The organism is Alteriqipengyuania sp. (assembly GCF_964222115.1).
Lineage (GTDB): Bacteria > Pseudomonadota > Alphaproteobacteria > Sphingomonadales > Sphingomonadaceae > Alteriqipengyuania.
Genome location: NZ_CAXQBM010000029.1, coordinates 37,444 through 62,129, shown reverse-complemented (window position 1 = coordinate 62,129; position 24,686 = coordinate 37,444). Strand labels below are relative to the sequence as shown.

17 protein-coding genes are annotated in these 24,686 nt (G+C 63.7%); 2 read left to right on the top strand and 15 right to left on the bottom strand.

The window, feature by feature from the left end:
* Window positions 1–219: 219 nt before the first annotated feature.
* From ACEQXE_RS05290 to ACEQXE_RS05275, 4 genes are all read right to left on the bottom strand, one after another.
* Window positions 220–3,003 (bottom strand): TonB-dependent receptor, encoded by a 2,784-nt coding sequence (locus tag ACEQXE_RS05290; protein ID WP_370177906.1) that lies wholly within the window; start codon window positions 3,001–3,003, stop codon window positions 220–222.
* Window positions 3,004–3,257: 254 nt separating this feature from the next.
* Window positions 3,258–4,322, bottom strand: coding sequence for an acyl-CoA dehydrogenase family protein (locus ACEQXE_RS05285; protein ID WP_370177905.1), 1,065 nt, complete (start codon window positions 4,320–4,322; stop codon window positions 3,258–3,260).
* Between the two features lie 13 nt (window positions 4,323–4,335).
* The gene (locus ACEQXE_RS05280; RefSeq protein WP_370177904.1) at window positions 4,336–5,562 is read right to left on the bottom strand and encodes an acyl-CoA dehydrogenase family protein; all 1,227 of its coding nucleotides are present in this window, start codon (window positions 5,560–5,562) and stop codon (window positions 4,336–4,338) included.
* A gap of 114 nt (window positions 5,563–5,676) precedes the next feature.
* Window positions 5,677–6,300, bottom strand: a complete 624-nt coding sequence (locus tag ACEQXE_RS05275; RefSeq protein ID WP_370177903.1) for a response regulator transcription factor — start codon at window positions 6,298–6,300, stop codon at window positions 5,677–5,679.
* Window positions 6,301–6,620: 320 nt separating this feature from the next.
* Between ACEQXE_RS05275 and ACEQXE_RS05270 the strand changes: the two genes are divergently transcribed.
* Entirely contained in the window at window positions 6,621–7,601 is a 981-nt protein-coding gene (locus ACEQXE_RS05270; protein WP_370177902.1) for a diguanylate cyclase domain-containing protein, read from the top strand.
* A 112-nt stretch (window positions 7,602–7,713) separates the two neighbouring features.
* Window positions 7,714–8,781 carry a UDP-glucose 4-epimerase GalE gene (gene galE / locus ACEQXE_RS05265; RefSeq protein ID WP_370177901.1) on the top strand — a complete coding sequence of 356 codons (1,068 nt, stop codon included), beginning with the start codon at window positions 7,714–7,716 and terminating at the stop codon, window positions 8,779–8,781.
* A gap of 13 nt (window positions 8,782–8,794) precedes the next feature.
* Here the strand turns inward: galE and ACEQXE_RS05260 are convergent, their stop codons facing one another.
* The 11 genes from ACEQXE_RS05260 to ACEQXE_RS05210 all read right to left on the bottom strand — a co-directional run bounded on the left by ACEQXE_RS05260 (window position 8,795) and on the right by ACEQXE_RS05210 (window position 24,532).
* A complete protein-coding gene (locus ACEQXE_RS05260; protein WP_370177900.1) occupies window positions 8,795–9,703 on the bottom strand; it encodes a hypothetical protein in 909 nt (302 codons plus the stop codon).
* Window position 9,704: 1 nt separating this feature from the next.
* Window positions 9,705–11,378, bottom strand: coding sequence for a hypothetical protein (locus tag ACEQXE_RS05255; protein ID WP_370177899.1), 1,674 nt, complete (start codon window positions 11,376–11,378; stop codon window positions 9,705–9,707).
* 4 nt (window positions 11,379–11,382) lie between these two features.
* Window positions 11,383–12,402, bottom strand: a complete 1,020-nt coding sequence (locus tag ACEQXE_RS05250) for a glycosyltransferase family 2 protein (RefSeq protein WP_370177898.1) — start codon at window positions 12,400–12,402, stop codon at window positions 11,383–11,385.
* 124 nt (window positions 12,403–12,526) lie between these two features.
* Window positions 12,527–13,297 (bottom strand): SDR family NAD(P)-dependent oxidoreductase, encoded by a 771-nt coding sequence (locus ACEQXE_RS05245; protein WP_370177897.1) that lies wholly within the window; start codon window positions 13,295–13,297, stop codon window positions 12,527–12,529.
* Window positions 13,294–14,877, bottom strand: a complete 1,584-nt coding sequence (locus ACEQXE_RS05240) for an FG-GAP repeat domain-containing protein (RefSeq protein ID WP_370177896.1) — start codon at window positions 14,875–14,877, stop codon at window positions 13,294–13,296. Before ACEQXE_RS05240 ends, ACEQXE_RS05245 begins: the two co-directional genes overlap by 4 nt.
* Window positions 14,874–16,217, bottom strand: a complete 1,344-nt coding sequence (locus ACEQXE_RS05235) for a spinster family MFS transporter (protein ID WP_370177895.1) — start codon at window positions 16,215–16,217, stop codon at window positions 14,874–14,876. Before ACEQXE_RS05235 ends, ACEQXE_RS05240 begins: the two co-directional genes overlap by 4 nt.
* Before the next feature lie 30 nt (window positions 16,218–16,247).
* Window positions 16,248–17,897 carry a carboxylesterase/lipase family protein gene (locus tag ACEQXE_RS05230; RefSeq protein WP_370177894.1) on the bottom strand — a complete coding sequence of 550 codons (1,650 nt, stop codon included), beginning with the start codon at window positions 17,895–17,897 and terminating at the stop codon, window positions 16,248–16,250.
* 173 nt (window positions 17,898–18,070) lie between these two features.
* The gene (locus tag ACEQXE_RS05225) at window positions 18,071–18,781 is read right to left on the bottom strand and encodes a TetR/AcrR family transcriptional regulator (protein WP_370177893.1); all 711 of its coding nucleotides are present in this window, start codon (window positions 18,779–18,781) and stop codon (window positions 18,071–18,073) included.
* Between the two features lie 59 nt (window positions 18,782–18,840).
* Window positions 18,841–20,424, bottom strand: a complete 1,584-nt coding sequence (locus ACEQXE_RS05220) for an AMP-binding protein (protein WP_370177892.1) — start codon at window positions 20,422–20,424, stop codon at window positions 18,841–18,843.
* Window positions 20,424–22,094, bottom strand: a complete 1,671-nt coding sequence (locus tag ACEQXE_RS05215; RefSeq protein WP_370177891.1) for a carboxylesterase/lipase family protein — start codon at window positions 22,092–22,094, stop codon at window positions 20,424–20,426. Before ACEQXE_RS05215 ends, ACEQXE_RS05220 begins: the two co-directional genes overlap by 1 nt.
* Window positions 22,095–22,201: 107 nt before the next feature.
* Window positions 22,202–24,532 (bottom strand): TonB-dependent receptor, encoded by a 2,331-nt coding sequence (locus tag ACEQXE_RS05210; protein ID WP_370177890.1) that lies wholly within the window; start codon window positions 24,530–24,532, stop codon window positions 22,202–22,204.
* Between the last annotated feature and the right edge of the window lie 154 nt (window positions 24,533–24,686).

The following is a 24,686-nucleotide window of genomic DNA, read 5'->3' as shown; positions in this document are numbered from 1 at the left end:
CTGGGTTCGCTGGCACGAACCTGCCCTCTCCGCCCCAGCTCCAGATTTCTGTAGGCGGCAGCCGTCCACCCACCTTCCCACCCGGCCACCATAGCCTGATGGGATCATTGATGGCCGGGTGGGGAGGTGGGTGGCCGATGGCCCAAGATCAAAACGCAAACGGCGCGGAAGGTTTCCCTCCCGCGCCGCATTCGTTCCAACCCTTAGGGCTGGATAAGGTCAGAAGCCCGCACGCACGGTAACACCGTAAGTCCGCGGCTCGGCAAGATAGGCCGAATAGGTCTGCTGTGGAGCAACCAATGGCGTGTTGAAAGCGACCTGGGTGTAATCCTGGTTGAAGATGTTCTGCGCCCAGAATTCCAGTGCCCACTTATCGTCCGGTCCGCGAACACCGACACGGCCGTTCACGAGGATGAAGCCATCCTGTTCCTTGCCGTACAGCAAGTCCGAACCGGTGTTGTAGTCGCCGGTCATGCGGGTGTTCAGGTAGAACAGGCCGGTCAGGCCGCTGTCGCCGATCGGCGGTGTGTACGAGACCGATGCGGTCGCAGTCACTTCCGGTGCGTTCGACAGGTTATCGCCGGGCAGCAGGCGGAGCGCATCGGTCAGCGGGGCACCGCTGTCCGAACCCACGAGGTCTTCCTCGAACTTGGTTTCCGAGTACGTGATGCCCATCGTGGCATTCAGGAACCGCGCCGGACGGAGGCTCAGCTCCATTTCGACGCCGGTCGCGGTCACACCGGGACCGACATCGTCCGCTGCGCACGAACCCGTCGTGCTGGAAGCGTCGCTGTCGGAATCGGGGCCGCCCACGAGGTTGGAACAGCCATTGATGTTCTGAACCACGAAGAACAGCCCGTTGAAGGTGTTGAGCTGGAAGTTCGAGAACTCCTGATGGAAGCCGGCCATCGTGAACGTCCAGTCGCGTCCATCGATCTTGCCGCCGATTTCGTAGGCATTGACCGTCTCTTCATCGAACTGAAGGTCCGAAGCGAGTGCCTGGGCGCCGCCCAGGCTCGCGAAGGTCGGAACGGGCGATTTCAGCGCCGAGGTATCGAGGTTGTAACCGCCGGCCTTATAGCCCCGCGAATAGCTGGCATAGACAAGCGAGCGGGGCGTGGGTTTGTACGAAAGCACCGCAGTGCCGGTCAGCGCGTCCTCGTCGCGCGTGTCGTTGATCGACTGTCCATCGAGTTCGGAGGTCGAGTTGAACAGGCAGCTCAGCGTAATGAAACCGCCGAGCAGCGGATCGAGCGCCGGGCTCGCGCCCAAGAACGGGGAAAGTGCAGCCTGCTGCGCCGGACAGACGGTGTTGTCGTTACTGAAGCTCGCATCGATCGACTTCGTTTCGTTGGTGTACCGCAGGCCGAGTGTCAGATCGAGCCGATCGGTAATCTCGAAGATGTTGTGCGTGAAGACGGCGAAGTTTTCGCTGCTCTGGTTGAACCCGCCCCCGCCGGCATTACCCAGATCGCTGATCTGGTCGAGCCGGTCGAATGCCCCGATCACGACGGGCGTCAGTGCTCCAAAAGCGGGATCGACGGCAACCGTGAACGGGTTGTCAGCCAGGAAGGCACGGGTTCCTGCCGAAAGGCAGCCTGCTGCCGATGTATCGCCAGGCACACCTGCAAGCACCGCCAGGCGACAGGCGGCGTAACGACCATACTGGCTGCCGAAGCGCAGGTTGTCGCGCAGTTCGAGCTGCTCGTTGGCGTAGTAGGCCCCCACAAGCCAGTCGAGGCGACCGTCGAAGGCCTCGCCCTGCAGGCGCAGTTCCTGCGTAAAGGTCTCGAACTCGCGCGCACCGGCATTGTCGCCCGGGGCGCGGTAAAGGATATCGACCTGTGTGTAGTCGGTGTCCGAAGCCTGGGTGTTCGAGTATTCGCGATAGCCGGTGATCGAGGTCAGCGACGCACCGCCCAGATCCCAGTTCACTTCCAGGCCGACGCCATAATCCTCGGTCTCACCCGCAAAAGAGCGGCCGGGCGTCATGTAGATGTCGCGGTTGAAGGTATCCTGTGTAAGCGCGCGCGGATCCTGGCCCAGCCCCAGCAGAACCGGGATGATCGGGTTGGAGGTGCTGGTCAGCGCCGGTGTCGGGCCGCCGGGATAGTCGAACGGTGCCCGGCCGTCCCGAGGGGGGAAATCGTCGCTCAGGCGGGCCAGCGGCGCGAAGTCGGGCTGCACGAAGGTCGCGGCACAGCATGCCTCGTCCTTCTTCGAATAGTCCGCCGTCAGGCGCGCCGAGATCATGTCAGACGGCTCGAACAGCAGCTGGCCCCGCACGAGGTAACGATCGCGGTCGTTCACGCGGACGTCGTTGATGACATCGTTGTAGAAACCGTCACGGGTGAAATAGACGCCATCGAGGCGCGCGGCGACCGTATCGCCCAGCGGTGCGTTGATCCCGCCTTCGACCTTGATCGCATTGTAATTGCCGTAAGTGAAGGCGCCATAGCCGCCGAATTCGAATTCGGGCGGAGCGGTGTAGATATTGATCAGGCCGGCCGAGCTGTTGCGACCGCCAAGCGTGCCCTGCGGGCCGCGCAGGACCTCGACCCGGTCGATCGGGCCCAGCTCGCTGAGCGCGTTACCAGAGCGCGACCGGTAGACGCCATCGACGAACACGGCGACCGAACTTTCGAGACCCGGGTTATCGCCCACGGTGCCGATACCGCGGATACGAGCCGATCCATTTGCTTCGTTACCGGTCGAGGACACCAGCAGCGAAGGCGCCACCTGGTTGAGTTCGCGGATGTCGGAAGTGCCCGAATTGCGCAGCTCTTCGGACGACACCACGTTTACCGCAACCGGAACGTCGGTCAGCTCCTGGGTACGGCCCTGCGCGGTAACGACAATGGTGTAACCTTCTTCGAGCTGCTCGTCGAGATCGGTCGCCGCGCTTTGCGGATCGGTGTCCTGTGCCAGCACGGCGGCGTGCGGCACCGCGAGGCTGCCGGCCAGTGCTCCAAGGGCGATCGTGCGGGTCAGTATGGCTTTCATAGGTCTCCCAATCCCTTTCTTCTGTTCACGACGGGATAGGGCGCAGGGCGATATCGGGTGCAGGCACCCTAGATCGATCCAAGGCCAGGACGATGCGCATTCGTTCTCATGTTGCGTCACCGCCCGGGCGTGCCTTCTCCCAAGCCGCGCTATCCTGCGCCTTTCGTAAGAAAGTTACAAGCAGCTAGGCATAATGGTCGCGCAGATGTGGCACATTCGTAACACCTGCTGGCATGAACCGGCGTTCCGTAGCGTCAATATGCTTTCATACTCGCATAAGCATCGCGCAGATGGCCGCTCGACCCCCATGCTGCTTCCAGCACGCGGGCGCGCTTGAGGTAAAATCCGACGTCGTATTCGTCGGTCATCCCGATGCCGCCGTGCAGTTGCACGCCTTCCTTGCTGATGAGGTGCAGCGCGTCGTTCGCGCGGGCTTTCGCCAGCAGGCCGGCCTCCGTCACCGCGAAGCCCGTGTCGATCGCTTGCAGGCCGCCTTCCACGGCGGACCGGGTCAGTTCCAGTTCGGTGTAGAGATCGGCCATGCGGTGCTGGAGCGCCTGGAACGAGCTGAGCACCTGATTGAACTGCACGCGCTGCTTCAGGTAATCGAGCGTAGTGTCGAACACCGCTTGGCACATGCCCAGCATCTCGGCAGCGGTCAGTACGCGCGCACGGTCGAGGATCTTCTGCGCAAGGTCGCTGCCACCATCGGCCAGCTTTTGCGCAGGCGCATCGTTGAAATCCACTTCGGCATGATCGCGCATGTCGGCTAGGTGACGCTTGGAGAGCGAGATGCCCTTGCCCTTTTCAACCAGGTAGACACCATCCTGCGCGAGGACGACGAACAGCCCCGCCCGGCTCGCTTCGTGGACGAAGGCCTTGGTTCCGGTCAGGCGGCCATTGTGCACGCTGGTGCTCGCCTCCAGTCCGGTGTGGCGTGGACCTTCATCGAAGGCGAGCGTGCCGATCAGGTCTCCGGTGGCGAGACGCGGAAGGTAGCTGGATTTCTGTTCCTCGCTGCCGCCCAACACGATGGCCGACGCAGCAAGCGCCGAGGCGATCAGCGGGCTCGCGGCGAGCGTCTTGCCCATTTCCTCGACCACCAGGCCCAGGCTCAGCCAACCGAAATCCGTGCCGCCATGCTCTTCGGGAATGACAATCCCCGCCCAGCCCATTTCGCCCATTGCGCCCCACGCCTCGGCGTCGAACGGTTCGCCTGAATCGCGCACGCTGCGCCATGCGGATACGGGGTGTTCGTTACGGGTCCACTCGCGCGCCATGTCGCGCAGCATTTCCTGTTCGTCGTTGAGTACCGCCATTGGTCCGATCCCCTTACTGGTGGTCCAGCATGCCAAGGATGCGCTTGGCGATGATGTTGTTCTGAATTTCGGTCGAGCCGCCGTAGATCGTGGTCGCCTTGCCGAACAGCCAGGCGCGGGTGCCCGAAAGCTCCTTTTCCTCGAAGCCCTCGCCTTCCCAGCCGAGACCGCGATAGCCCATGATCTCGATCATCAGCTCGGCGCGTTCCTGCCCCAGCTTCGTGCCGGCCTTTTTCAGGATCGAACTGATGTCGGACACGCCGCCGGCCGCCTTGCTTTCGTCCATCGCGCGCCGCGCAGTAAGCAGGAAGGCACTCCAGCGCATCTCGAAATCGGCGACCTTCACGCGCAGCTCCGCGTCGGCCAGCTTGCCGTTCTCGTCCAGGCCGATGTAGCGTTCGGCCACCTTGCCCAGCGGCTGGGCGTTGAGCGCGGCCAGCGCCCCGCCGCCCGAAAGATTCGTCCGCTCGTGCTGCAACAGCCGCTTGCCGATGGTCCAACCCTGCCCTTCCTCGCCCACGAGGTTTTCCTTGGGCACGGCGACATCGGTGAAGAAGGTTTCGCAAAACGGGCTCATGCCCGAAATCATCTTGATCGGCTTCACCTCCACGCCCGGCGCGTGCATGTCGATCAGCAGGAAGGAGATGCCCTTGTGCTTCTCGCTGCGGTCGGTCCGCACGAGGCAGAAGCACTTGTCGGCCCATTGCCCGCCGCTGGTCCAGGTCTTCTGGCCGTTGACGAGATAATGGTCGCCCTTGTCCTCTGCCATGGTCTGCAGGTTCGCGAGATCGGATCCGGCATTGGGCTCCGAATAGCCCTGACACCAGCGCACCTCGCCCCTGCAGATCGCGGGGATATGCTCGTGCTTCTGTTCTTCGCTGGCGAATTCGAGCAGCGTGGGGCCGAGCATCATCACGCCCATTCCGCCGATCGGGTTCCACGCGCCTGCCTTCGCCATTTCTTCTTCCAGCGCACGAGCCTGCGCCTTGGTCAGCCCGCCGCCGCCATATTCCTTGGGCCAGGTCGGTGTGCCCCACCCCTTTTCGCCCATGGCGAGGCGCCACGCCTTTTCGGCCGCGCTTTCCTGCCCCGCTTCCTCGACACTGCTGAGAAGGTTGTTCTTCCCGCGCAGTTCGGGCGGGAAGTTTTCCGCCAGAAACGCACGAACCTCTTCGCGAAAGCTGTCGAGGTCGGGTTTGGTCCCGGATTCCTGCGTATCGGGTTCGGCGACACTCGCCATGGCAATTCTCCCAAATCGTCTGTTCTTGGTGCGAACCTACGCGCTGCCTTACGCTTGCGTAAAGGAGAATCTGCGTGCGACCGTCCTGACGCTACGGCACTCGCCCGTTGACCGTTAGCCGTCGGGGATGGCGGCCTCGCCGATCAGCAGTGCATCCTCGTAATACATGCGCAAGGCATCGGTAGTGCAGGTGGCCGCGAGCTTGGAGAGCATGTTTGCGCGATGGATTTCGACCGTGCGCGGACTGATCCCGAGATCGAGCCCGATCGCCTTGTTCGACTGGCCCTCTGCCATCTTGGCGAGCACCTCGGCCTCTCGCGGCGACAAGGTCTTCAATCTCATGCGTGCCGCGGATGCCCGCCGACGCGCGGCGGCATAGGGGGTGCCACCCCGATCGAGTTGCGAGAGGCTTCGCGCCAGGCTCGGCGTGTCGAGAGGCAGCGCGAAATAGTCGTAACCGCCGCCGCGCATGAACTCGACGATGCGCCGCAGGCTTGGCCGGGCAGAGTAGGCAATCACCGCCAGCCACTCCCCCTCAAGGCACAGGCTCTTGCGCAGATGCAGCGCATCAACCCGCTCGTCTCCGACCAGCACCGCATAGGATTCGGCCCCGCGAAACCGTACGAATTCGCGAATGTCATCGAAGGGATCGGCAAGGAATCCCGCGCTATCCAGCGCGCGCAGCACTTGCGAACGCAAGGCGTCGTCCGGCTCGATCAGTCCCAGTTTCTCGCGCATACCCCAATGATCTCCGTTGCCCGGACCGACAATTGGCCCGCGCCCAGAGCATCAGCATTTTCCCGGTTCGCAGAAATACGAGGTACTGCGAATATGGAGGTATTACCGCACGTTATTCCGCTGCCATCGCATCAGCGATCCTAGGTATCCGCGCAAGAGCCCTTCATCCCTTTTGGACGCGATAATCCGCCATCCACCCCACCGGCATTAACCCTAAGGTAGGATTACGGCATCGGCGCCGTAAATTTTTTCCCGTCCCCAACTCCGCCTTTAATGCGGGATAGCGCTGCCGTTCTTCTGGGCAGAGGGGGAAAACTGTCATGCCGCAATCTCTGGCTGCAAGCGCGCCGATTAACCACGAGACCGCCATGGGGATGCCGGTCCAGGATGGCGACGTCCATGAGGCGATGGCGCGCATTGCGGACATCATCGTAGAAGGCGGCGAAGGCCTGACGCTGGAAAGCCTGATCAAGGCTTTCTGGCGCACCTATTCCACGCCCGAAGGCAATATCGTTTCGATCCACGAAGGGCGCGGCAATTCCAGCGATGCCGCCCTGCCCGAAGATGCCTTTGCGCGCCTTTCCGGGCGGATGGACCAGATCGCAGAGAGCCTCGGCTTCCTGTCCGGTTCGGGCGAGGATGCCGCGCCGCCGGCGGTTGGCGGGGCAGTACTTGCCGCGAACGCCTATCGGCAGGATGGTCAGACAGCTTCCAACGGCATTGGTGGGGCCGGCGATACGCCCGCCCGCCGCCGCCGTGCTGACGACGCTGCCGATGGAAACGACGGCCCGCGCATCGAAACCAGCCTGCCCGACCGGGCCCAGTTCGAAGTGGCTCTGGAGGAAAACTTCCGCATCGCGCGCAACGAGGTGGAGCCTCTCTCGGTCGCGATCTGCTCGGTCAGCCGGATCGACCAGATCGTGGAACAGCACGGCTTGCATACGGCCACCCGTCTTATGGAACGGGTGGCGAGCACGCTCTCAACAGCGACTAGGGGCGAGTGCTACAGTGCCCGCAAGAGCAATTCGGAATTCATCATGCTGGCGCGCGGAATAACGATTTCGCAGTTCCGCGAGGTGCTGGAACAAAGCATCTACGACCTTTCCGTGCGCCGCTGGCACGACAAGTTCTCGAACAAGACGCTCGGCATGATCGACATGCATGTCGGCATTGCACACGTTTTCGATTTCGCCAGCCCTTCACACGCAATGCGCGCAGCCGACCTCGCGCACGAGCAGGCCGTGCTGGAAGCGAGCAGCAATGTGGTGCTGGCAGACGAGGCGATCCTCGCCGAAGACTGAGGGCTTCCGGCGATATGGCACGGTACTCAAGGGCGTCTTAAATCCTTGGAAAGAGGTTGCGGTGTAAGCGGGTCCCATGCGTAGCGATGGGCCTTCCGCCACCTTAGCGTCGATGCCGCGTCCGGTTGAGGACGCCATGCAGATCGCGCGGATCGGTGGCAGCCAGCACACGCCGGTCCTGGTGACGGGCGGGGCAGGCTATATCGGGTCGCACGCGGTGCTCGCCCTGCGCGATGCGGGTCGCCCCGTTGCGGTGATCGACAACCTCTCGACCGGATTTCGCTTCGCGGTGCCCGATGGCGTGCCCTTCTACGAAGGCGATATTGCGGACCGCGCATTGCTGGAACGGATCTTTGCCGAACAAAGCATGGGTGCCGGACGCGGTGCGATCATGCATTTCGCCGGGTCGATCATCGTGCCCGAATCCGTCGCGAAACCACTTTGGTATTACGAGAACAATACCGGCAAGAGCCGCGGCTTGATGGAAGCGGTCGTCTCTGCCGGTGTGCCGCACATCCTCTTCAGCTCGACCGCCGCGACCTATGGTGTGCCGGACGTATCGCCCGTCACCGAGCAGACGCCGACGCGGCCGATCAATCCCTATGGGTGGTCAAAGCTGATGACCGAGCAGATGCTGGCCGACAGCGCGAATGCGTTCGATTTCAACTACTGCGCGCTGCGCTATTTCAATGTCGCCGGCGCCGATCCGCAGGCCCGTACGGGTCAGTCGACAGCCGGCGCCACGCACCTGATCAAGGTCGCGGTGGAGGCTGCGCTGGGCAAGCGCGACCGCGTCAGCATTTTCGGCACGGACTACGACACGCCCGACGGCACCGGCGTACGCGACTATATCCACGTGAGCGATCTGGCGGCGGCGCATGTGCTCGCGCTCGATGCGCTGATCGCCGAGCCCGGACGCTCGATGACGATGAATTGCGGTTATGGGCGCGGCTATTCGGTGCTCGAGGTGCTCGATGCGGTGGACCGGGTTACCGGCGGAGCCATAGAGCGCATTTATGGCGGGCGCCGTGCGGGCGATCCGGCTAGCCTCGTCGCGGACAGTTCGCTGCTGCGCGCGACTGTCCCTTGGCAGCCGCGCTACGACGATCTGGACACGACCATCGAGCATGCGCTGGCGTGGGAAAGCAAACTGCCCGAAGTGCGCCGCTCCGCCGCCTAGGCGCGAGCATGCATTAGCCTGCGCGCACCAGTTCGCGCAGCTGGAACACCATCACCGTCACGAAGGCACAGGCGTAGCCCGCGATCCGCGTGAGAGCGAGCGCCGCAAATGCGAGCGCGGGGGACCCGCTGGTGACCGCAGCCAGCGTAGCGCCAATCGCCTCGGAAATACCCAGCCCGCCGGGGACGATACCGACCGCCGAACCGACCACCGGCGCAATGGCGTGAAGGGCCGCGTCCACGATGGTTGCATTGGCGCCCAGCGCCCAGAAGCACAGCATCAGCTGGCCAGCGACGATGCCCAGCATGCCAACGCGCAGGCCAAGCAGGATGCAGGCATGCCCGATGCCGCCGACGCGAGCGATCAGGAAAAGCAGGACGGCGCTTGCCGCGCTGCTTGCGATCACAACGGGCATGCCGACCGGACCCGACATTAAGGCAACGCCGGTGAACAGCCCTGCGACACTCAGCCGCAGCAGCCCGACATAAAGCAGAATCTGCCCACTCTGGGCGACACTCGCGCCCTTGGCGACCAGCGCCCCACCGCGCACAAGCGCACTCGCCGGAATAGGCAGCAGGTTCGAGAGGATACCGACGCTGGAAAGGTGGATCGCTTCGCCAGCAGGCACTTGCCTGCCGATGGCACCGCCACTTGCGCTCAGCTCCAATCCGTTCAGGATCACTCCTGCGAGACCCAGCAGGATGGCCGCGCCTAGCCACGACCAGTTGAAATCCACCGGGTCGATACCAGTGCTGTTCAGCGCCCACGCGAGCCCGCCGAGGAACAGTGCGGCCGCGACAGCCAGCAGAATGTGGCGGTGTCGGCCAGCCACCTCTCGCAGCCAGGCGAAGGCGGGCAGCAATCGGCTGACGATCGCGGTGTTGCGAGAGGCCTCGAACCGGGAGGGTTGCTCGGCGATCATGTCAGTATTCCGACATCATCATGCCGCGCGGTGGCGCAATGTCTGGCCGGGGCAAGTGATCGCCCCAGCGAAGGGTCGCTTCGCCCGTCGCGTCGACGCTTAACGGCCCGCGCTCAACCTCGATTGTATCGCCGACCGCCAGCGTGCGGCCCGAGACGGTCAGGCCCGAACCCTCTACCGTGTAGGTGCCCGGCACGCCGATTTCGACGGTCGATGTGCCCGGCGCGATTCGCTTGCCCGCGACGAACATCGGCCCCCAGTGCCGCACGTAATTGTCGCGGATGAAGCGCTCGTCTTCCGGCAGGAAGCGCTCAGGGGCGGCCTGCCCGGACAGGGCGGCAGAAATCACGCCGTGATTGTCGATCAGCAGAGGAATGGCTTCGCGCTGCGCCCGCTCGACGATCTCGGGCACGCCCCGCTCGCGATACTTGGCGAGCCCCCAGCCCGAGGTCATGAATTCGACCGCGCGCGGATAGTCCGCAATCTGCCCGCTGAAATCGATATAGGTCACCGGCTGCGGGAAGACCTCGCGCACGCCAGCCTGCACGATGCGCTGGTTGGGCAGCGGATCGGCCGGATCCAGCGCGTACAGGATGCCGCCATTGGCGACGAAGATCAGCGCATAGAGCGGCGCCGCGCCACGTGCCGTCACCTTCGAGAGCAGCGGAGCCAATGCGATCGCCACCGGCGGCAACAGGAAGACGAAAAAATAGGGGTAGGCATTGCGGTAGAAGACGAGTGTCAGCAGCATGCCGTAAAGCCCTGCGAGCAGCACCAGCGTGCGCGGCGAGCCGTCACCCTGCCGCCAGTCGCGGATGGCCAGTACGGCCAGTGCCGCGAAGGGCAGCCCCATCACGACTTGCCGCAGCAGGAACCTCCACTGCGGGAACAGGCCTTGCGAGAACACGGTGGTGCCCGCCGAGTTCAGCGCCTTGCCCGAAGCCTGTGCAGTATCGCTCGGCAACCCCGCCCCGTGCAGCGCGATGGCGATGCCGAACAGCAACGCTCCCCCGCCCGCCAGCGCCCCTAGCCGCATCAGGCGCGCGATCTGCGCGCCACGGCTCATCGGCCACAGCGCGTAGAGCGCATAGCCACCGATGGGCAGCGCCCAGAATGCGCTCTTGATCGTGAACAGTCCCGCCAGCGCGACCAGCGCCGCGCCGATGGCGACCTTCACCCAGCCCAGCCGCTCCGCCCCCGCGATCCACAGCACCCAGACGAGGCACGCCGCCGCAAGCGGATCGGCACGATAGGCAAAGGCCTGCGTGAAGACGTAGCCTGCGGTGAGGTAGGCGAGCGCGCACAGCAGCGCCGCAACGGGCTCGACGAAGCGTCGTGCCACCGCGAAGATGCCACCGGCGGTCACCAGAGCCGCACCCAGCATGAAGACGCGCACCAGGATGACCTGGTCGACCGAGGTGCCGCCGGTCGCGGGCACCCACGCAAGCAGTCGCACCCAGAAGGTCTGGAGCGGATGGGTCAACGTGCCGTCGCGAAAGCGATAGACTTCGGTCAGGTGGAAAAACTCGTCCCAGTTGATGCCCTTCTGGAACAGCAGGGCCATCTGCAAGGCGACGACCGTACCCAGCGCAAGGGAAACGATGACCGTCTGGCTCGGCGCACGCAGGCGCAGCGGCGCCCGTGGCGCGGAAAGACTTCCGGTCAGGGCGTCCACCGCCCTACCCTTTAGCGCGCAGCGAAACGGGCGCGCTGTCGTTGGTCTCGGCAGGATCGGGTCGTTTGTCGGCAGCCGCTTCGTCCGCCGCAAGCTCCAGCCGCCGGACCTTTTCCAGCGTGAGTTCGAGCAGCTGTCGGTTGCGGCTGACCACGTCCGCCAGCAGACCGGCGGTAAAGGCGATGAAGGCCATCACGCACAGCACCCCGCCCAGCACCAGCGATTGCAGGTGTCCGGTCCCGTCGCCGCTGAAATAGAACCACAGGAACCGCGCAATCGGCGCAATCCCGATCATCGCAAGCACCAACCCCAAAGAGCTGAACGCGCGCAGTGGCGAATACATCACGTACATCTGCAGCAACGTCTTCAGCTGCCGCGTGACGAAATGCGGGATGTTCGTGAACAGGCGGCTCTCGCGCGTCTTGGCGTTGGTCCCCACCGGGACCGAGACGATCGCCATCTTCTTGCGACCCGCCTGCAGCACGGCCTCGATCGTGTAGCTGAAGGGGGAGACAATATTGGTCTTGATCGCGGCCTCGCGGCTGATCGCGCGAAAGCCCGAGACTGCATCGGGAATGCGTGCCCCCGCCAACGTCGAGACCGCAGCACTGCCGAGCCGCTGGAGCAGTTTCTTGCCGGGCGAGAAATGGACGATTTTGCCGGTCTGCCGGTCACCGATCACCATGTCGGCCTCGCCCGCAACGATCGGCGCGACCAGCTTGGCGATATCCTCACCGCGATACTGGTTGTCGCCATCGGTGTTGACGATGATGTCCGCGCCCTGCCGCAGCGCTTCTTCCATACCCCGCGCAAAACTGCGCGCGAGCCCACGATTGGTGCCGTTGCGGACGATGTGGTGCACCCCGAAACGCCTAGCGACTTCCACCGTGCGGTCGGTCGAGCCATCGTCGATGATGAGGATTTCGACCTTGTCGATACCCGGAATCGCGCGCGGCAGGTCGACCAGCGTCTGCGGCAGCGTTTCCTCTTCATTGAGGCAGGGTATCTGGATGATCAGTTTCACTACGGCGAGGCCCCTTCGCGTCACGCCGGTCTAGGCCGATGATGGTTACCTTCGGGTAAAGATCGGCGCCCGAAAGCCCGTGATGCGAAGGGTTTCCGCGTTCTTTAACGCAGGAGCGCGAGGCCTATAGCGACTGGCCGTCATCCACGGTAAAAACCGATCCGGTGATGTGCCCGGAGGCGTCGGACGACAGGTACAGCACCAGATCGTCAAGCGCATCGATCCCCATGATGCGGCGACGAGGCCAGCTGGCTACCTGCGCCTTCCCGCCTTCGCTGTCGAACCAGTCGCCCACCAGCTCGGTACGGATATAGCCCGGCTGGATCACGTTGACGTTGATCCCCTGCCGCACCCACTCGCGCGCCAGCTGCCGCGCCAGGTGCGCGACGCCCGCCTTGCTGGCCGCGTAGGCGGCATCGCCCTGCCCGGTCATCTGCGCCGTGATCGACCCGATGATGACGATCCTGCCCGATCCGCTGTCCCGGCTTCCCGCCGCCATCATCGCGCGGGCCGCCGCATTTGCCGTCAGGTGGACACCCAGAAGGTTGGTATCGATTACCTGCCGCAGGTCGCTTTCGGCGAGGTCTGTGGATCGCCCGTAGCGAGAGACCCCGGCATTGGCGACAACCGTATCGACCGGGCCAAATGCCTCCCCGGCCATCGCGAAGGCGCGGTTCACCGAATCCTCGCTGGCGACATCGAGCGGCACGGCCAGCGCCTCGCCGCCAGCCTCACGAATGTCGCTGGCGATCGTTTCGGTCAGCTCGGTGCGCCGCGCGCCCAGCACCACGCGAGCACCCGCCTGCGCCATGCGCTGGGCAAGGTGCGCCCCGATGCCGGAGGATGCTCCGGTGACGAGGCAAGTCCTGCCCGCAAGGGTCTGATTTCCTGTCATTCGCTCTCGGTCCGCTTGTTCGGCGCGACCAGCGTATTCGCTTCTTCGTAAAGGTCGAACCAGTTTTCCGGCGGCAGGGGAAGCGCGCGGCTTTCGTTCGCGCGTGCAGGCGTGAAGGCCCGCAGCGGAGTGTCGCTACGCAGCTGCTCTAGCCAGAAAACCCCGTCGAACCGCCCGCTATTTCCGCGCGTGCCGACAAGGTCGATATCGCCGTCACCGTCCATGTCGCGCGCGATGAACTGGTCGAACATTCCGCGCACCCGCCGCGAAATATCGTGCCGCTGCCACTCGCTACCTGCCGCGCCCGGATTCTCGAACCACGCGATGCGCCCCACGGTGGAGGACGCTGTGACATCGGGATGGTCCGCATCGCGGGTCGCACCGGTATAGCCGCCTTTCAGGATGTTGAGCCCGGAATAGCCGCCGGTGATCGCGTCGAGGTCTCCATCACCGTCGATGTCGGTCAGTTCGACCGCGATGACCATGTCGGGCACGATATCGCCGATGCGGGTGTAGCGCCACGGCGCGTCTAGCGCGTCGGGCTGCTCCAGCCAGCCGAGTGCGGGCAAGCCGCCCGGCGCACGCGGATCGCCGCATTTCTCGAACACGCCGGTGACGAGGTCGGGTCGCCCGTCGCCGTTCATGTCGCGGAAGGCAGACTGGAAGGCCGAGGTCGTGACGGTGCATTCCGGCAGGCTGCTATCGTCGATCGCGATCTTGTGCGCAGCGGTCCGCACCGTGCCATCCTCTGCAGGCCCCAAGTTCTCAAGGATATAGGCATCCTGCGCAATGCGCGCCGCCGCGAGGATATCCAGATCGCCGTCACCATCAATGTCGAACGGCACGGCGGTGTTGGGCACGTCTTTCTTGAAAAGCACCTGTTCGCGCCATGACCCGGCCTCCATCGGATCGCCGTGAAGCGTGAACAGCGAGGTCGTCCGGTCCTCTCGCGGAGCATCGGGATCGACGATGTCGCTCGCGCCCTTGTTGGCGCCCGTCACATCGAGCCGCCCGTCCCCGTCGATATCCGCGATGAAAACCCGCAGCCACGAACCGCGACCCTGCGTGACCGGCGGCACGAAGCCGGGCCATGCGCCCGCGCGCGCAGCATTGCGGCTTCCCGGATTGCGAAAGACCGCGAGGTGCGCCTCCTCGCTGGCGGCGACCAGATCGGGCCATCCGTCGCCGTTGAGGTCGCCCACCGAGACATCCTCTATCGCGGCGACGATATCGCCCGAGGCCACGGTGGCGAGCGTCCAACTATCGGGGTCAGCGCTGCCGAAGGCGATCCGCAGATGGTTCGAATCCTCGTGAACCGAAACAATGTCGAGAAAGCCGTCCCGGTCGATATCGGCCATCTGCAACCCGTCGCCGCCACGGATCGGCACGCCGCCCAGATCCTCGTCGTCGATCCGGTGTTCGCGCCACGCGATATACTTCCCCGAAGGCGTGCGGGCCTCGCTGGGCGTATCGGCTACCGTGAGCGGAGCGGCGGGCAGGCCCTCGCTCGTCGCGCAGCCCGCCGCCGGCAATGCGGAGAGAGCTGCGAATGAGACGCGCCAGTCGCCCCGCAGCCTCACGTTGCCTCCACCTTGGGCGCGGTCGCCGGGCTATCGGCGATATCCTGCCGGATATGGCGCGAGGCGAACATGTAGTGCGCAAAGGCCCAGATCGACGCCGCGCAGCCCACGATCAGCATCGCGGTGGGCAGCGCCGATTCGGAGCCGGCAGCGGTGAAGCTGTCGCTTAGGAAGCCGACGATCGCAGGGCCACAGCCGAGACCGATCAGGTTGATGAAGAAGAAGAACACCGCCGATGTCAGCGCGCGCATTCGGAGGCCCACCAGCCCGTGCGACACGGCGAGGGCCGGGCCGAGATAGGATGCGGAAAGGAAATGGAACGCGCCCATCAACATCAAGGAAAGCCTCATGTCGCCTGTGTTGAGCATGATCAGGAGCACTGGCGTGATGGCGAGGACCATGAAGGCTGATCCCCAAACATACCAGCGGCGGTCGCGCTGGCCCATCTTGTCCGCAAACCACCCGCCGAAGAACGAGCCTGCACCGCCACCGAAGCCTGCGGTCAGCGCAAGCCAGACGCCAAGCTCTGCCAGCCCGATTTCGTGGTGGCGTTGGTAGAAGGAGGGTAGCCAGTTGCCGATCGCATAGATCACGGTCGCCTGCAGGCTACCGGCAATGACGAGATGACGGAACGTCTTTCGCGACCACAGGAACGTGAGCACCGTGAGGAATGTGGGATCGTCGCCGGATTCGGTTTCGCGTTTTTCGGACCAGCCACGGATCGGTTCGGCCACGGTAAAGCGCAGGAACAGCGCCACGAGGATTCCCGGGAGGCCGACGACGAAAAAGGCCATGCGCCAGCCGAAGGTCTGAGCAATGTATCCGCCCAGCGCAAAGCCGGTGAGCATACCGATGTAGATGCCGACGGAGTAAACCGACAGCGCGGTGGCGCGCTCCTTTGCCGGGAAGATATCGGAAATCATCGAGTGGGCTGGCGGGCTACCGCCTGCTTCGCCCACACCGACACCCATCCTGGCCAGCAGCAGGTGCCAATAGTTCTGCGACAGCCCGCTGATTGCGGTCATTCCGCTCCACACAGTCAGCGCAAGCGCGATGATGTTGCGGCGAACGCCCTTGTCGGCCCAGCGCGCAATTGGGATGCCGCAAATTACGTAAAACAACGCGAAGGCAAATCCTGACAGGATGCCCAATGCGAAATCCGACAGAAGCAGTTCTTCCTTGATCTGGTCCTGCAGGATCACGAGCAGCTGGCGATCGACGAAGTTGAGCGCATAGACCAAGGTCAACACGCCGAGGACGAAATACCGGTAGGACGCCTTCGAATAGGGCGTGTCGACAGGCGGGGCCGCCCCCGTCTGAGTAGTACTGGTAGTGCTCATGATCGGGCTCTCCCCCTGGAATTCACGCTATTATGTGTCGTCGGACGGTGGTGCGACATTCAGGCCCACGGGCATTCCCCATGATCGCCCCGCCGCGCGCTGCTGCGCTGCGAATGTTTCGTGCAGTTCGAACATGCCCGGCTTGTAATTGCGACCGGGCAATGGCTTGTCGGCAAACCGGACGTAGTGCTCCGCCGAACCATAGGGCTGCCATGCGGGCAGGCGGGCTGCATGCGGGCGGCCGCTGGCGGCGAAGCTGGTCCAGTAGTCGAGCATCGCATCCGAGACCGCGCGATCATACGCGCCATCGGGCACGGGCCACACTTCGGTCAGCGATTTGGCGGCAAGGTTGCCGAAGGTGAACGGCAACTCGCTGGCATGGAAGGCGCACAGGTCGCGCGCCCGTGCAGACGGATAGCAATGGTCGAAAACGTAGAAGTAGGACGGGAGGCCCAGCGCGTCCTGGCTTTGCGCGATGCGCTCGCCCGACCAGCCAAAAATGATGTCGCCCGTCGCGTCGAGCAGTGCGTCGTCACCCCCCTCATGCGGATAGATCCGCAGGAAATCGGACGTCAGCGCACCATAGGTGTTCTGGATCATCGCTTCGTATTGGCCGGGCGTTGCCGGCATGCGCAGACCGAGTCCGCCTACGGGCCGATATTCGTGCGCGTTATAGCCCACGATCACGGGCACACGCGCCTGATCGCCGCGGTCGAAAACGTCGTTGAGCTGGTCGGGCAGCACCTTGCCATCGATCGTGCCCTGCGGTGCAAATCCGGCGAGAGTCGCGCGAATGGTGATTTGTTGCGCATCCATAGCCCGCGCCGCCTCGATATCGGCCACGCCCAGCTTCTCTAAAAGGTCAGCCCCGATCTGCTCGCCCGAGGGCATCCCGTTGGCCGCTTCCGACAGCTCCGGGAAGCTGCGCACATTGGTGCTCTGGATGATCGCCTTGTCGAACAGGCCGCGCGCCTTGGGCGAGACCATCAGGTAGGTTGTGCTGAGCGCTCCGGCGGACTCGCCCATAATGGTGACATTGCCGGGGTCGCCCCCGAAGGCGGCGGCATTCTCCCGTACCCATTGCAGCGCCGCGATCTGATCGAGCAGGCCGTAATTGCCCGAAATCCCAGCTTCGGACTCTGCGGACAATTCCTTGTGCGCGAGCCAGCCGAGCGGCCCGAGCCGGTAGTTGATCGAGACGAACACAATCCCGCGCTGCGCGTAGTTCGCGCCATCGTACATTGGCAGGCTGGAGGCCCCGATGCGCAGGGAGCCACCGTGAATCCAAACGATGACAGGCGCACCCTCAGCATCGCGGGGCACCCACACGTTGAGATTCAGGCAGTCCTCGGATGAGCTTTCGGGTGGATCGTTGTAGAGGCTCGTCGGCGGAACCGGCGGCTGGATGCAGGCCGGACCGAAAGTGCTCGCATCGCGCACGCCGCCCCAATGCGCAGCAGGTTGCGGCGGAGCCCAACGGAGATCGTCGACCGGCGGTGCGGCATAGGGAATGCCGCGGAAGACGTTCAGGTCGCCCTGTGCCGTGCCTCGCAGCGTGCCATGCGATGTGGTTACGGCGGGATCGGCGCTGCCCGCGACTGGTGCGTCGCGCATGCTCGCACAGCCTCCCAGCAGCAATGCTGCGGCGATCGTCCCCATCGTCAGGCCACGCTTGGTCATGCCTGTCTCCATCCTCTCCTGCGGGGGCCGGCGAAGTTTCTTCGCTGTCGTAACCCCCGCTTTTCTCAGCGGCACTATCGGAAGCGCCGCCTCTCAATAAATTCACTCTCCAGCGAGTTAGTATTTTATATGCTCTTCAACGCTGGAGCCGCAGGGTACGGCATCCCCGACGGCTAAAGTGCCTCTTGCTTTGCCTCCCGTTCAGCGCTGCGCGTTTCGCAAATTTCCATGAAACCCGCGGCCATGAAGCGTGCCATGCGATCCTTGATCGCGCCGAAATCCTCGGACTTCGCGAGCCCGCCGGAAAGCTTGTCGATACGCCCCGTCCTCGCGAGCGTCAGCATCAGGGCACCGGTTACGAAGTGGTACCCCCAGAAGATATCTTCCTCGCACGCTTCGGGCAGTGCCTTCTTGAGGAGGTCGATCAGCCGCAGGACGATAGGATCGAACCATTCGTCGAACATGTTTGCGCCCCATTCGGGAGTGTTGGAGACCAGGGCCGCGAGCCGCCCGGAGTGGCGCCACTGGTCCCCGCCTTCGCCGTAAAGATCGAGGTTGGTGTCCAGAAACGCGCGCAGGGCCCCCTCCACCGTGGGATTACCGCCAGTCTGGCGATCATACTCGTCCATCGCCTTCATACGGACTTCGTTGGCGACGACTGCGCGGCGGCCGAACACCGCTTCGAAGAGCTTCTGCTTGTCGTCGAAATAGTAGTTCAGCAGCGTGTGATGCACGCCCACGCGCTTGGCCACATCCTTCAGCGTAACCCCGTGCAGGCCATGACGCGAAAACAGGTATTCCGCCTCGTCGAGGATCTGCTCGGTAGTCTCGGCGCGTTGTTCCGCTTTGGTGGGGCGCTTCGTTTTTGCCTTGGTACTCGACAATTCACTCTTCCTAGGTGCGCGTTGCGTGGGCCGCAGCTCGGGTTTTGCTGCAAGGGTCGTCACCGGCCGTACTCCGACCTCAAGCGCAGTTTGTCGACTTTTCCTGTAGCTGCCAATGGCATGTTCGCAAGTCGATGGACGGTATCGGGCCGCCACCAGTTCGCAACCTTGCCATCCAGCGTATCCAGCAAAGCCTCGTCGGAAACTTCGACGTCCTGCCGCAACTCCACCACCAGGACCGGGCGTTCGCTCCACTTCTCGTGCTCACGGCCGATTACAGCGACCAACGCAACATCGGGGTGCGCGCCGATGATCGCCTCTATCTCGGCCGGATTGATCCATTCCCCACCCGACTTGATCAGGTCCTTCGATCGGCCGGTGATCGTCAGCGCGCCTGCTGCATCGATCCGGGCAAGATCGCCGGTGTCGAACCAGCCATCGCGTGTGGCCGGTTCTTCCTGGTCCAGATAGCGCTCGACCACGCTCGGTCCGCGCACCCACAGGTGGCCTTCGGCATCGCGCTGCCGTTCCAGCGGTGTCCCTTCCGCATCGGTCAGCATCAGATCGATCCCGATGGCCGGTCGCCCGGAGGTCAAGGGATCGCGCGCCACACCCTCGGGCGGGGTGGCCGTCCCCAGCGGGGAAAGCTCGGTCATGCCCCACGTCGTCTGCACGCGAATGCCGCGGGCTTCGATCCGCTCCATCAGAGCGGGAGGCATGGGCGCACCGCCCACCATGATCCGCTTGAGCGAGGGCACGGAAAGTCCGACTTCGTCGAGATGATCCATCAGTCCCAGCCAGACAGTCGGCACGCCGACAGCGATCGTGACGTCCTCCTCAATGATCAGCTGGGCCAGTGCAGCCCCATCCGAGCGCCTGCCCGGAAGCACCAGCTTGCCTCCGACAGCAGGGACGGAAAACGGCAGACCCCAAGCATTGGCATGAAACATTGGGACGACTGTCAGGACCGAATCTTCGCCCGTAATCCCGGCAACATCTGCCTGCAGCTGGCGCATCGTATGCAGGTAATTTCCACGGTGGGTGTAGGTCACGCCCTTGGGCTGGCCCGTCGTGCCCGATGTGAAGCACAACCCGCACGGGGCATTCTCGTCGAAAGTGCCCCACTCGGTATCGCCATTCGCGTGCTCGGTCGCGGCAGCCAGAGTGCCGACCCGGCGCGCGCCATTGGCTATCGATTTCGGCTCGGCATCGCCGTCGATCAGCAGGATTTCCTCGACCGCCGGAGTGGTCGCCAGCACTTGTCGCGGGAGATCGTGCAGGTCGGCACTCAGGATCAGGATGCGCGCGCCGCTCTGGTTGAGCATCGAAGCGAGTTGCTCTGGCAAAAGCCGCGGGTTGAGCGTGTGGCAGATCGCCCCGATCCCGATAATGCCGTACCAGGATTCAAGGTGCGCCTGCGTATTCCAGGCAAGGGTCGCAACGCAGTCTCCATGCTTGACCCCGCGCTCCGCCAGCGCTGCCGAAACGCGCTTCGCCTGGACGCGAAGTCCGGCATAATCGATCCGGGCGGGCGGTCCGCTATCCGTCGCCGTGACAACCTGCGCGTGCGGGTGCCATTTCGCTGCATGGTCGAGGAATTTGTCCAGCGTCAGCGCATAGGGCTGCATCGTGCCCGGCAACATTAGCAGCCCTCTACCTTCGCAGGGATCGGGGGGCTCAGCACGCCGACATTCCAGTGCCACGGCTGGTCCCCTGCGGCACGTCGGCGACAGACCACCTCTTCGATCAGCGCATAGCGCGGGCCCAGCAGGTTGGTGCCGGCCTGCGGCGTCTGGTCGAACAGGATGAAGGCGCCATCCTTGCCATAGGCAGGCCAGTCGACCTGACCGCTCGCCACGGGTGCGCCATCGCGCGCGAAGGTAAGCCAGTATTGCAGCATTGCATCGGACAGGGCGCGCTCTGCCGTAGTGCGCGGAATGCTTGGCCAGTTGGGCGTGGTGTCATGGATCGTGCCGAAAACGTAGGGAATCTCGGCTGCGTGGAATGCGTGCAGGCCTGCCTTGTCGGCTTCGGGATAGCCATGGTCGAACAGGTAGAGATAGGCGCTCTCACCTAGTGCAGTCTGCTTGCGCGTAAGGCGTTCGGCAGTCCAGCCGTAGAGCGCATCGCGCGTTGTCGCGAGCATGCTCTCGTCGATATTGTCCGACGGATAGATCGCGAGGAATTCCTCGGCGAGATCGCCGTAGAGCTCGCGGATCTTGCACTCATAGGATTTCTTCGTGCCCGGCGCCGGTGGTAGCAGCCGCCTGAGCGAACGGATTTCCCCGCTGTTGAAGCCCGCGAGAAGCGGCACATCGGCCTGCTCGCCCCGGTCGAAGGTCTCCGCGATCTGGTGCGGGATCAGCTTCCCGTCGACCGTGCTCCACGTCAGGAAGCCCGCACGCGTCGCGCGGTTGACGAGCGCGCCCGGTTCCATTGCGCGCAGGGCGGCAAGGTCGTCCGCTTCCAGTTCCCCCTGCAACCACTCGCCCATCGATTCGGCGGAAGGATGCCCGTTCTGTTCTTCCTTCAGCGCGGGTGAGGACACCATGTAGGCGCTCTGCATGATGGCCTTGTCGAACAGACCGCGTGCATCGGGCGATGTCATCAGCCACATGACACTGAGCGCGCCCGCAGATTCCCCGGCTATGGTGACATTTTCCGGGTCGCCACCGAAGGCAGCAATATTGTCCTCGATCCAGCGCAGCGCGGCGATCTGGTCCATCAACCCGTAATTGCCCGAAATGCCGTCTGCCGATTCCGCGCTCAGTTCGGGATGCGCGAGGAAGCCGAGCACGCCCAGCCGGTAATTGATCGAAACGACGACGGCGCCCTGCGCCGCCATGCGCGATCCATTATACATGTCGAAGCGGCTGCTGCCGGAAACGAGCGCGCCGCCGTGGATCCAGACGAACACGGGCGCATCGCTGGCATCTTCCGGCGCCCAGATATTGAGCGACAGGCAATCCTCGCTCATCGTGCCGACATCATCGTGATAGATCGAATTCGCCGCGCCGGGCACGGTCGGCTGGTAGCATGACGGGCCGAACTCGGTCGCGTCGCGCACACCGTCCCACTGCGGTGCTTGCTGCGGGGGCTGCCACCTCAAATCGCCCTGGGGTGCGGCGGCGTAGGGAATGCCCTTGAAGCTGGCGATACCACCCTCGACCACCCCCTCGACCGCACCTGCAGGCGCTTCGATCACATGCTCCGACCCTGACTGGGCCAGCGCAGCGGCAGGCTGTCCTACCAGCCCGAGTATTCCCAACAGCATCAGGGCGGAAAGATTCTGTCGGATCTCTGGAATACGCACGAAATCACCTGTCTCGGTGCGCTTGCCCGCCCGCGACCGGACGCAACAAGCGCGAATAGATAGTGGGTGGCTTCGCGGCCCTTTGTGAGCCGCGAAGCCGGGTCGCGTCAGAAGACGAAATTGGTGCGCACACCGAAGGTCCGTGGGCGCAGTCGCGCGTAGCGACCGTCGAGGAACGCCTCGGGGTGCACGTAGACAATCGCGTCGTTGTTGAAGACGTTTTCGACATAGGCCGTGACCGACAAGTCCGGGCTCAGGTTCACACCGGCATAGGCATTGACGAAGACATATTCGTCGGTCTCGTCATATTGCGGCGACTGAACCGTGGGCTGCCCCGGAACATTGGGGAACAGACCCGGATAGGACCCGACATAGGACACGTTGCCGGTAACGAACGCGGTTTCCGTATCGCCAACCGGGAAGCTGTAGGTCGCGGTTGCCGATCCCTGGAACTCGGGCGTTGCCAGCCGGATATCCGGTTCGGCACCGGAGATCGCCGCCTCGGAAGCCGACAGATCGTCGATCCGTGCGTCGATATAGGCACCGCTGGCCTGCAACCTGAGGCCATCGACCGGACGGGCAACCAGCTCGAACTCGATACCCTTGCTCACCGCGCCGCCAATATTGGTCGCAAACTGGATCGCGTCCGAAACGCGGTTCGCCTGCACCTGGATATTGTTCCAGTCGATATAGAACGCGGCGAGATTGGCCGTGAAGCGGTTGTCGAAGAACGAACCCTTCAGGCCGATCTCGTAGTTGGTGAGCTTGTCCGAAGTTGCCCCATCGGGGATGGTGATGTCGGTGGGTGCCGAAGCGGGCGGCGCAAGACCGGCGCGGGCGTTCACCACCGGCGGACGGAAGCCGGTCGAAACCGTGGCGTAGGTCGTCACGTTGTCGCTAGGCTTGAAGGAAATGCTCCCCTTCCACGACAGCTTGTCGTCCTTGGCCAGCAACCCCTGCCCCGGTACGATGGGGCCTGTCGTCAGCGCTGGGATGAAGCCGAAGCACTGCGGCGTGAACACCGTGCAAAATCCGACGGTCAGGAAGTTGCTGGTGTAGCCACCGCCGCGAGTCGTGGTCTGCACCTGGACCTCGCCATAGCGTAGGCCACCGGTCAGCCAAAGCTGGTCGCTGAAGCGATAGGTCAGCTCACCGAAAACCGCCTTTTCGCTGATATCGGTGAAGTTCTTGAACCGCTGGTAGTATTGATCGGGGAAGGCGGTGACGCCCGTCAGGTTCAGGAATGCCTCGGTCGTGCGATAGTCGAAATCGACCGAACGACGCTTGTCGAAGTAGAACCCGCCGACAATCCATTCGAACGGACCATCGTGAGACGATGCCAGCCGCACTTCCTGGACGATTATGTCGTCATAGCCCACTGCATCGAGCGAGAAGGGCACGAGCTGGTTATAGGTGCCGGCCAGGTCGACGATGAAATCGCCGGTCAGGTCCGAATAGGTGGTCGAGCTGGTCAGCTCGGCAAACCCGAAATCGGCCACGACCGTCGCGTTCAGCGCCAGCAGGTCGCTCTGGAATTCGTCGGGCCGATCGGTCCGGCGAACATAGGTGCCAAGAGCGGGGTTGGTCAGGCTCGAATCCGCCGGCTTGCTGACTTCCTTGTTGACCGAAAGCTTGACCGAGAACCGGTCGGTCGGCTCGATCAACACAGCCGCCCTGATGCCATAGGCTTCGAGCGAGTTGGCATCGTCGATGCCTGTGCCGATATTGTCGACCCAGCCGTCTTCATTGCGGTAATAACCCACCGCGCGGAACGCCATTGTATCTTCGGCGATCGGGATATTGATCATCCCGTTATAGCGCTGACGCAGGCCGCCTTCTTCGGTGTATCCGAGATCGACGAGCGCCGATGCCTCGAAGTGGTTGGGATTGGGCGACTTGGTAATTATCCGCATCGCACCGGCGAGCGAACCCGAACCGAACAGCGTCCCCTGCGGGCCGCGCAGGAATTCGACGCGCTCGACATCGTACAGGTTCGGGTCGAGGATGGTGGAGTTGCCGTTCGCGGAGATCGGCAGCTCGTCGATATAGATCGCGACCGGGGCCTGGAGCCCTGCGCTGTAGCCATTGGTCGAAATGCCGCGTGCGGTGAAGTTGTTGAAGTTCTGGGTCGGCCGGTTGAGCACGACACCCGGCGTCTCGCGAGCAAGTCGCTCATAACCCACGATGCCCTTCTCGGTCAGATCTTCCTGACTGAAGGCGGTAACGCTCAGCGGCACATCCTGCAGCTGCGCCTCACGGCGCGTCGCGGTGACGATGATCTGGTTGCCTTCGCGCTGTGCGATCGGCGAAATTTCCTCGGTGGTTTCGGTTTGGGCCTCCACCTCGTCCTGCGGCTGGCTGGTTGCCTGCGCGCTGACAGCTGTCGGTAGTAGGCCAAGCGTGACCGCAGACGCGGACGCAAGAAGCGATCCCCTCATAGTCCTCTCCATTTTTCCCGGCGGTTCCCCCGCCGTGGTGGGCACTGCATCTCGCGAATTGGAACGCTTGTCAACATTCACTCACGACTGTGTGAATGTTTTTCTTATCGGTGCGAATGGGACCCGCGCTATGGAATGCGCCGCCTCGTAGGCA

Bases quoted from the DNA above. Each gene is read 5' to 3' on its own strand.
- ACEQXE_RS05290 (WP_370177906.1), bottom strand. From the start codon at position 3,003: ATGAAAGCCATACTGACCCGCACGATCGCCCTTGGAGCACTGGCCGGC.
- ACEQXE_RS05285 (WP_370177905.1), bottom strand. From the start codon at position 4,322: ATGGCGGTACTCAACGACGAACAGGAAATGCTGCGCGACATGGCGCGC.
- ACEQXE_RS05280 (WP_370177904.1), bottom strand. From the start codon at position 5,562: ATGGCGAGTGTCGCCGAACCCGATACGCAGGAATCCGGGACCAAACCC.
- ACEQXE_RS05275 (WP_370177903.1), bottom strand. From the start codon at position 6,300: ATGCGCGAGAAACTGGGACTGATCGAGCCGGACGACGCCTTGCGTTCG.
- ACEQXE_RS05270 (WP_370177902.1), top strand. From the start codon at position 6,621: ATGCCGCAATCTCTGGCTGCAAGCGCGCCGATTAACCACGAGACCGCC.
- galE (WP_370177901.1), top strand. From the start codon at position 7,714: ATGCCGCGTCCGGTTGAGGACGCCATGCAGATCGCGCGGATCGGTGGC.
- ACEQXE_RS05260 (WP_370177900.1), bottom strand. From the start codon at position 9,703: ATGATCGCCGAGCAACCCTCCCGGTTCGAGGCCTCTCGCAACACCGCG.
- ACEQXE_RS05245 (WP_370177897.1), bottom strand. From the start codon at position 13,297: ATGACAGGAAATCAGACCCTTGCGGGCAGGACTTGCCTCGTCACCGGA.
- ACEQXE_RS05235 (WP_370177895.1), bottom strand. From the start codon at position 16,217: ATGAGCACTACCAGTACTACTCAGACGGGGGCGGCCCCGCCTGTCGAC.
- ACEQXE_RS05230 (WP_370177894.1), bottom strand. From the start codon at position 17,897: ATGACCAAGCGTGGCCTGACGATGGGGACGATCGCCGCAGCATTGCTG.
- ACEQXE_RS05220 (WP_370177892.1), bottom strand. From the start codon at position 20,424: ATGTTGCCGGGCACGATGCAGCCCTATGCGCTGACGCTGGACAAATTC.
- ACEQXE_RS05210 (WP_370177890.1), bottom strand. From the start codon at position 24,532: ATGAGGGGATCGCTTCTTGCGTCCGCGTCTGCGGTCACGCTTGGCCTA.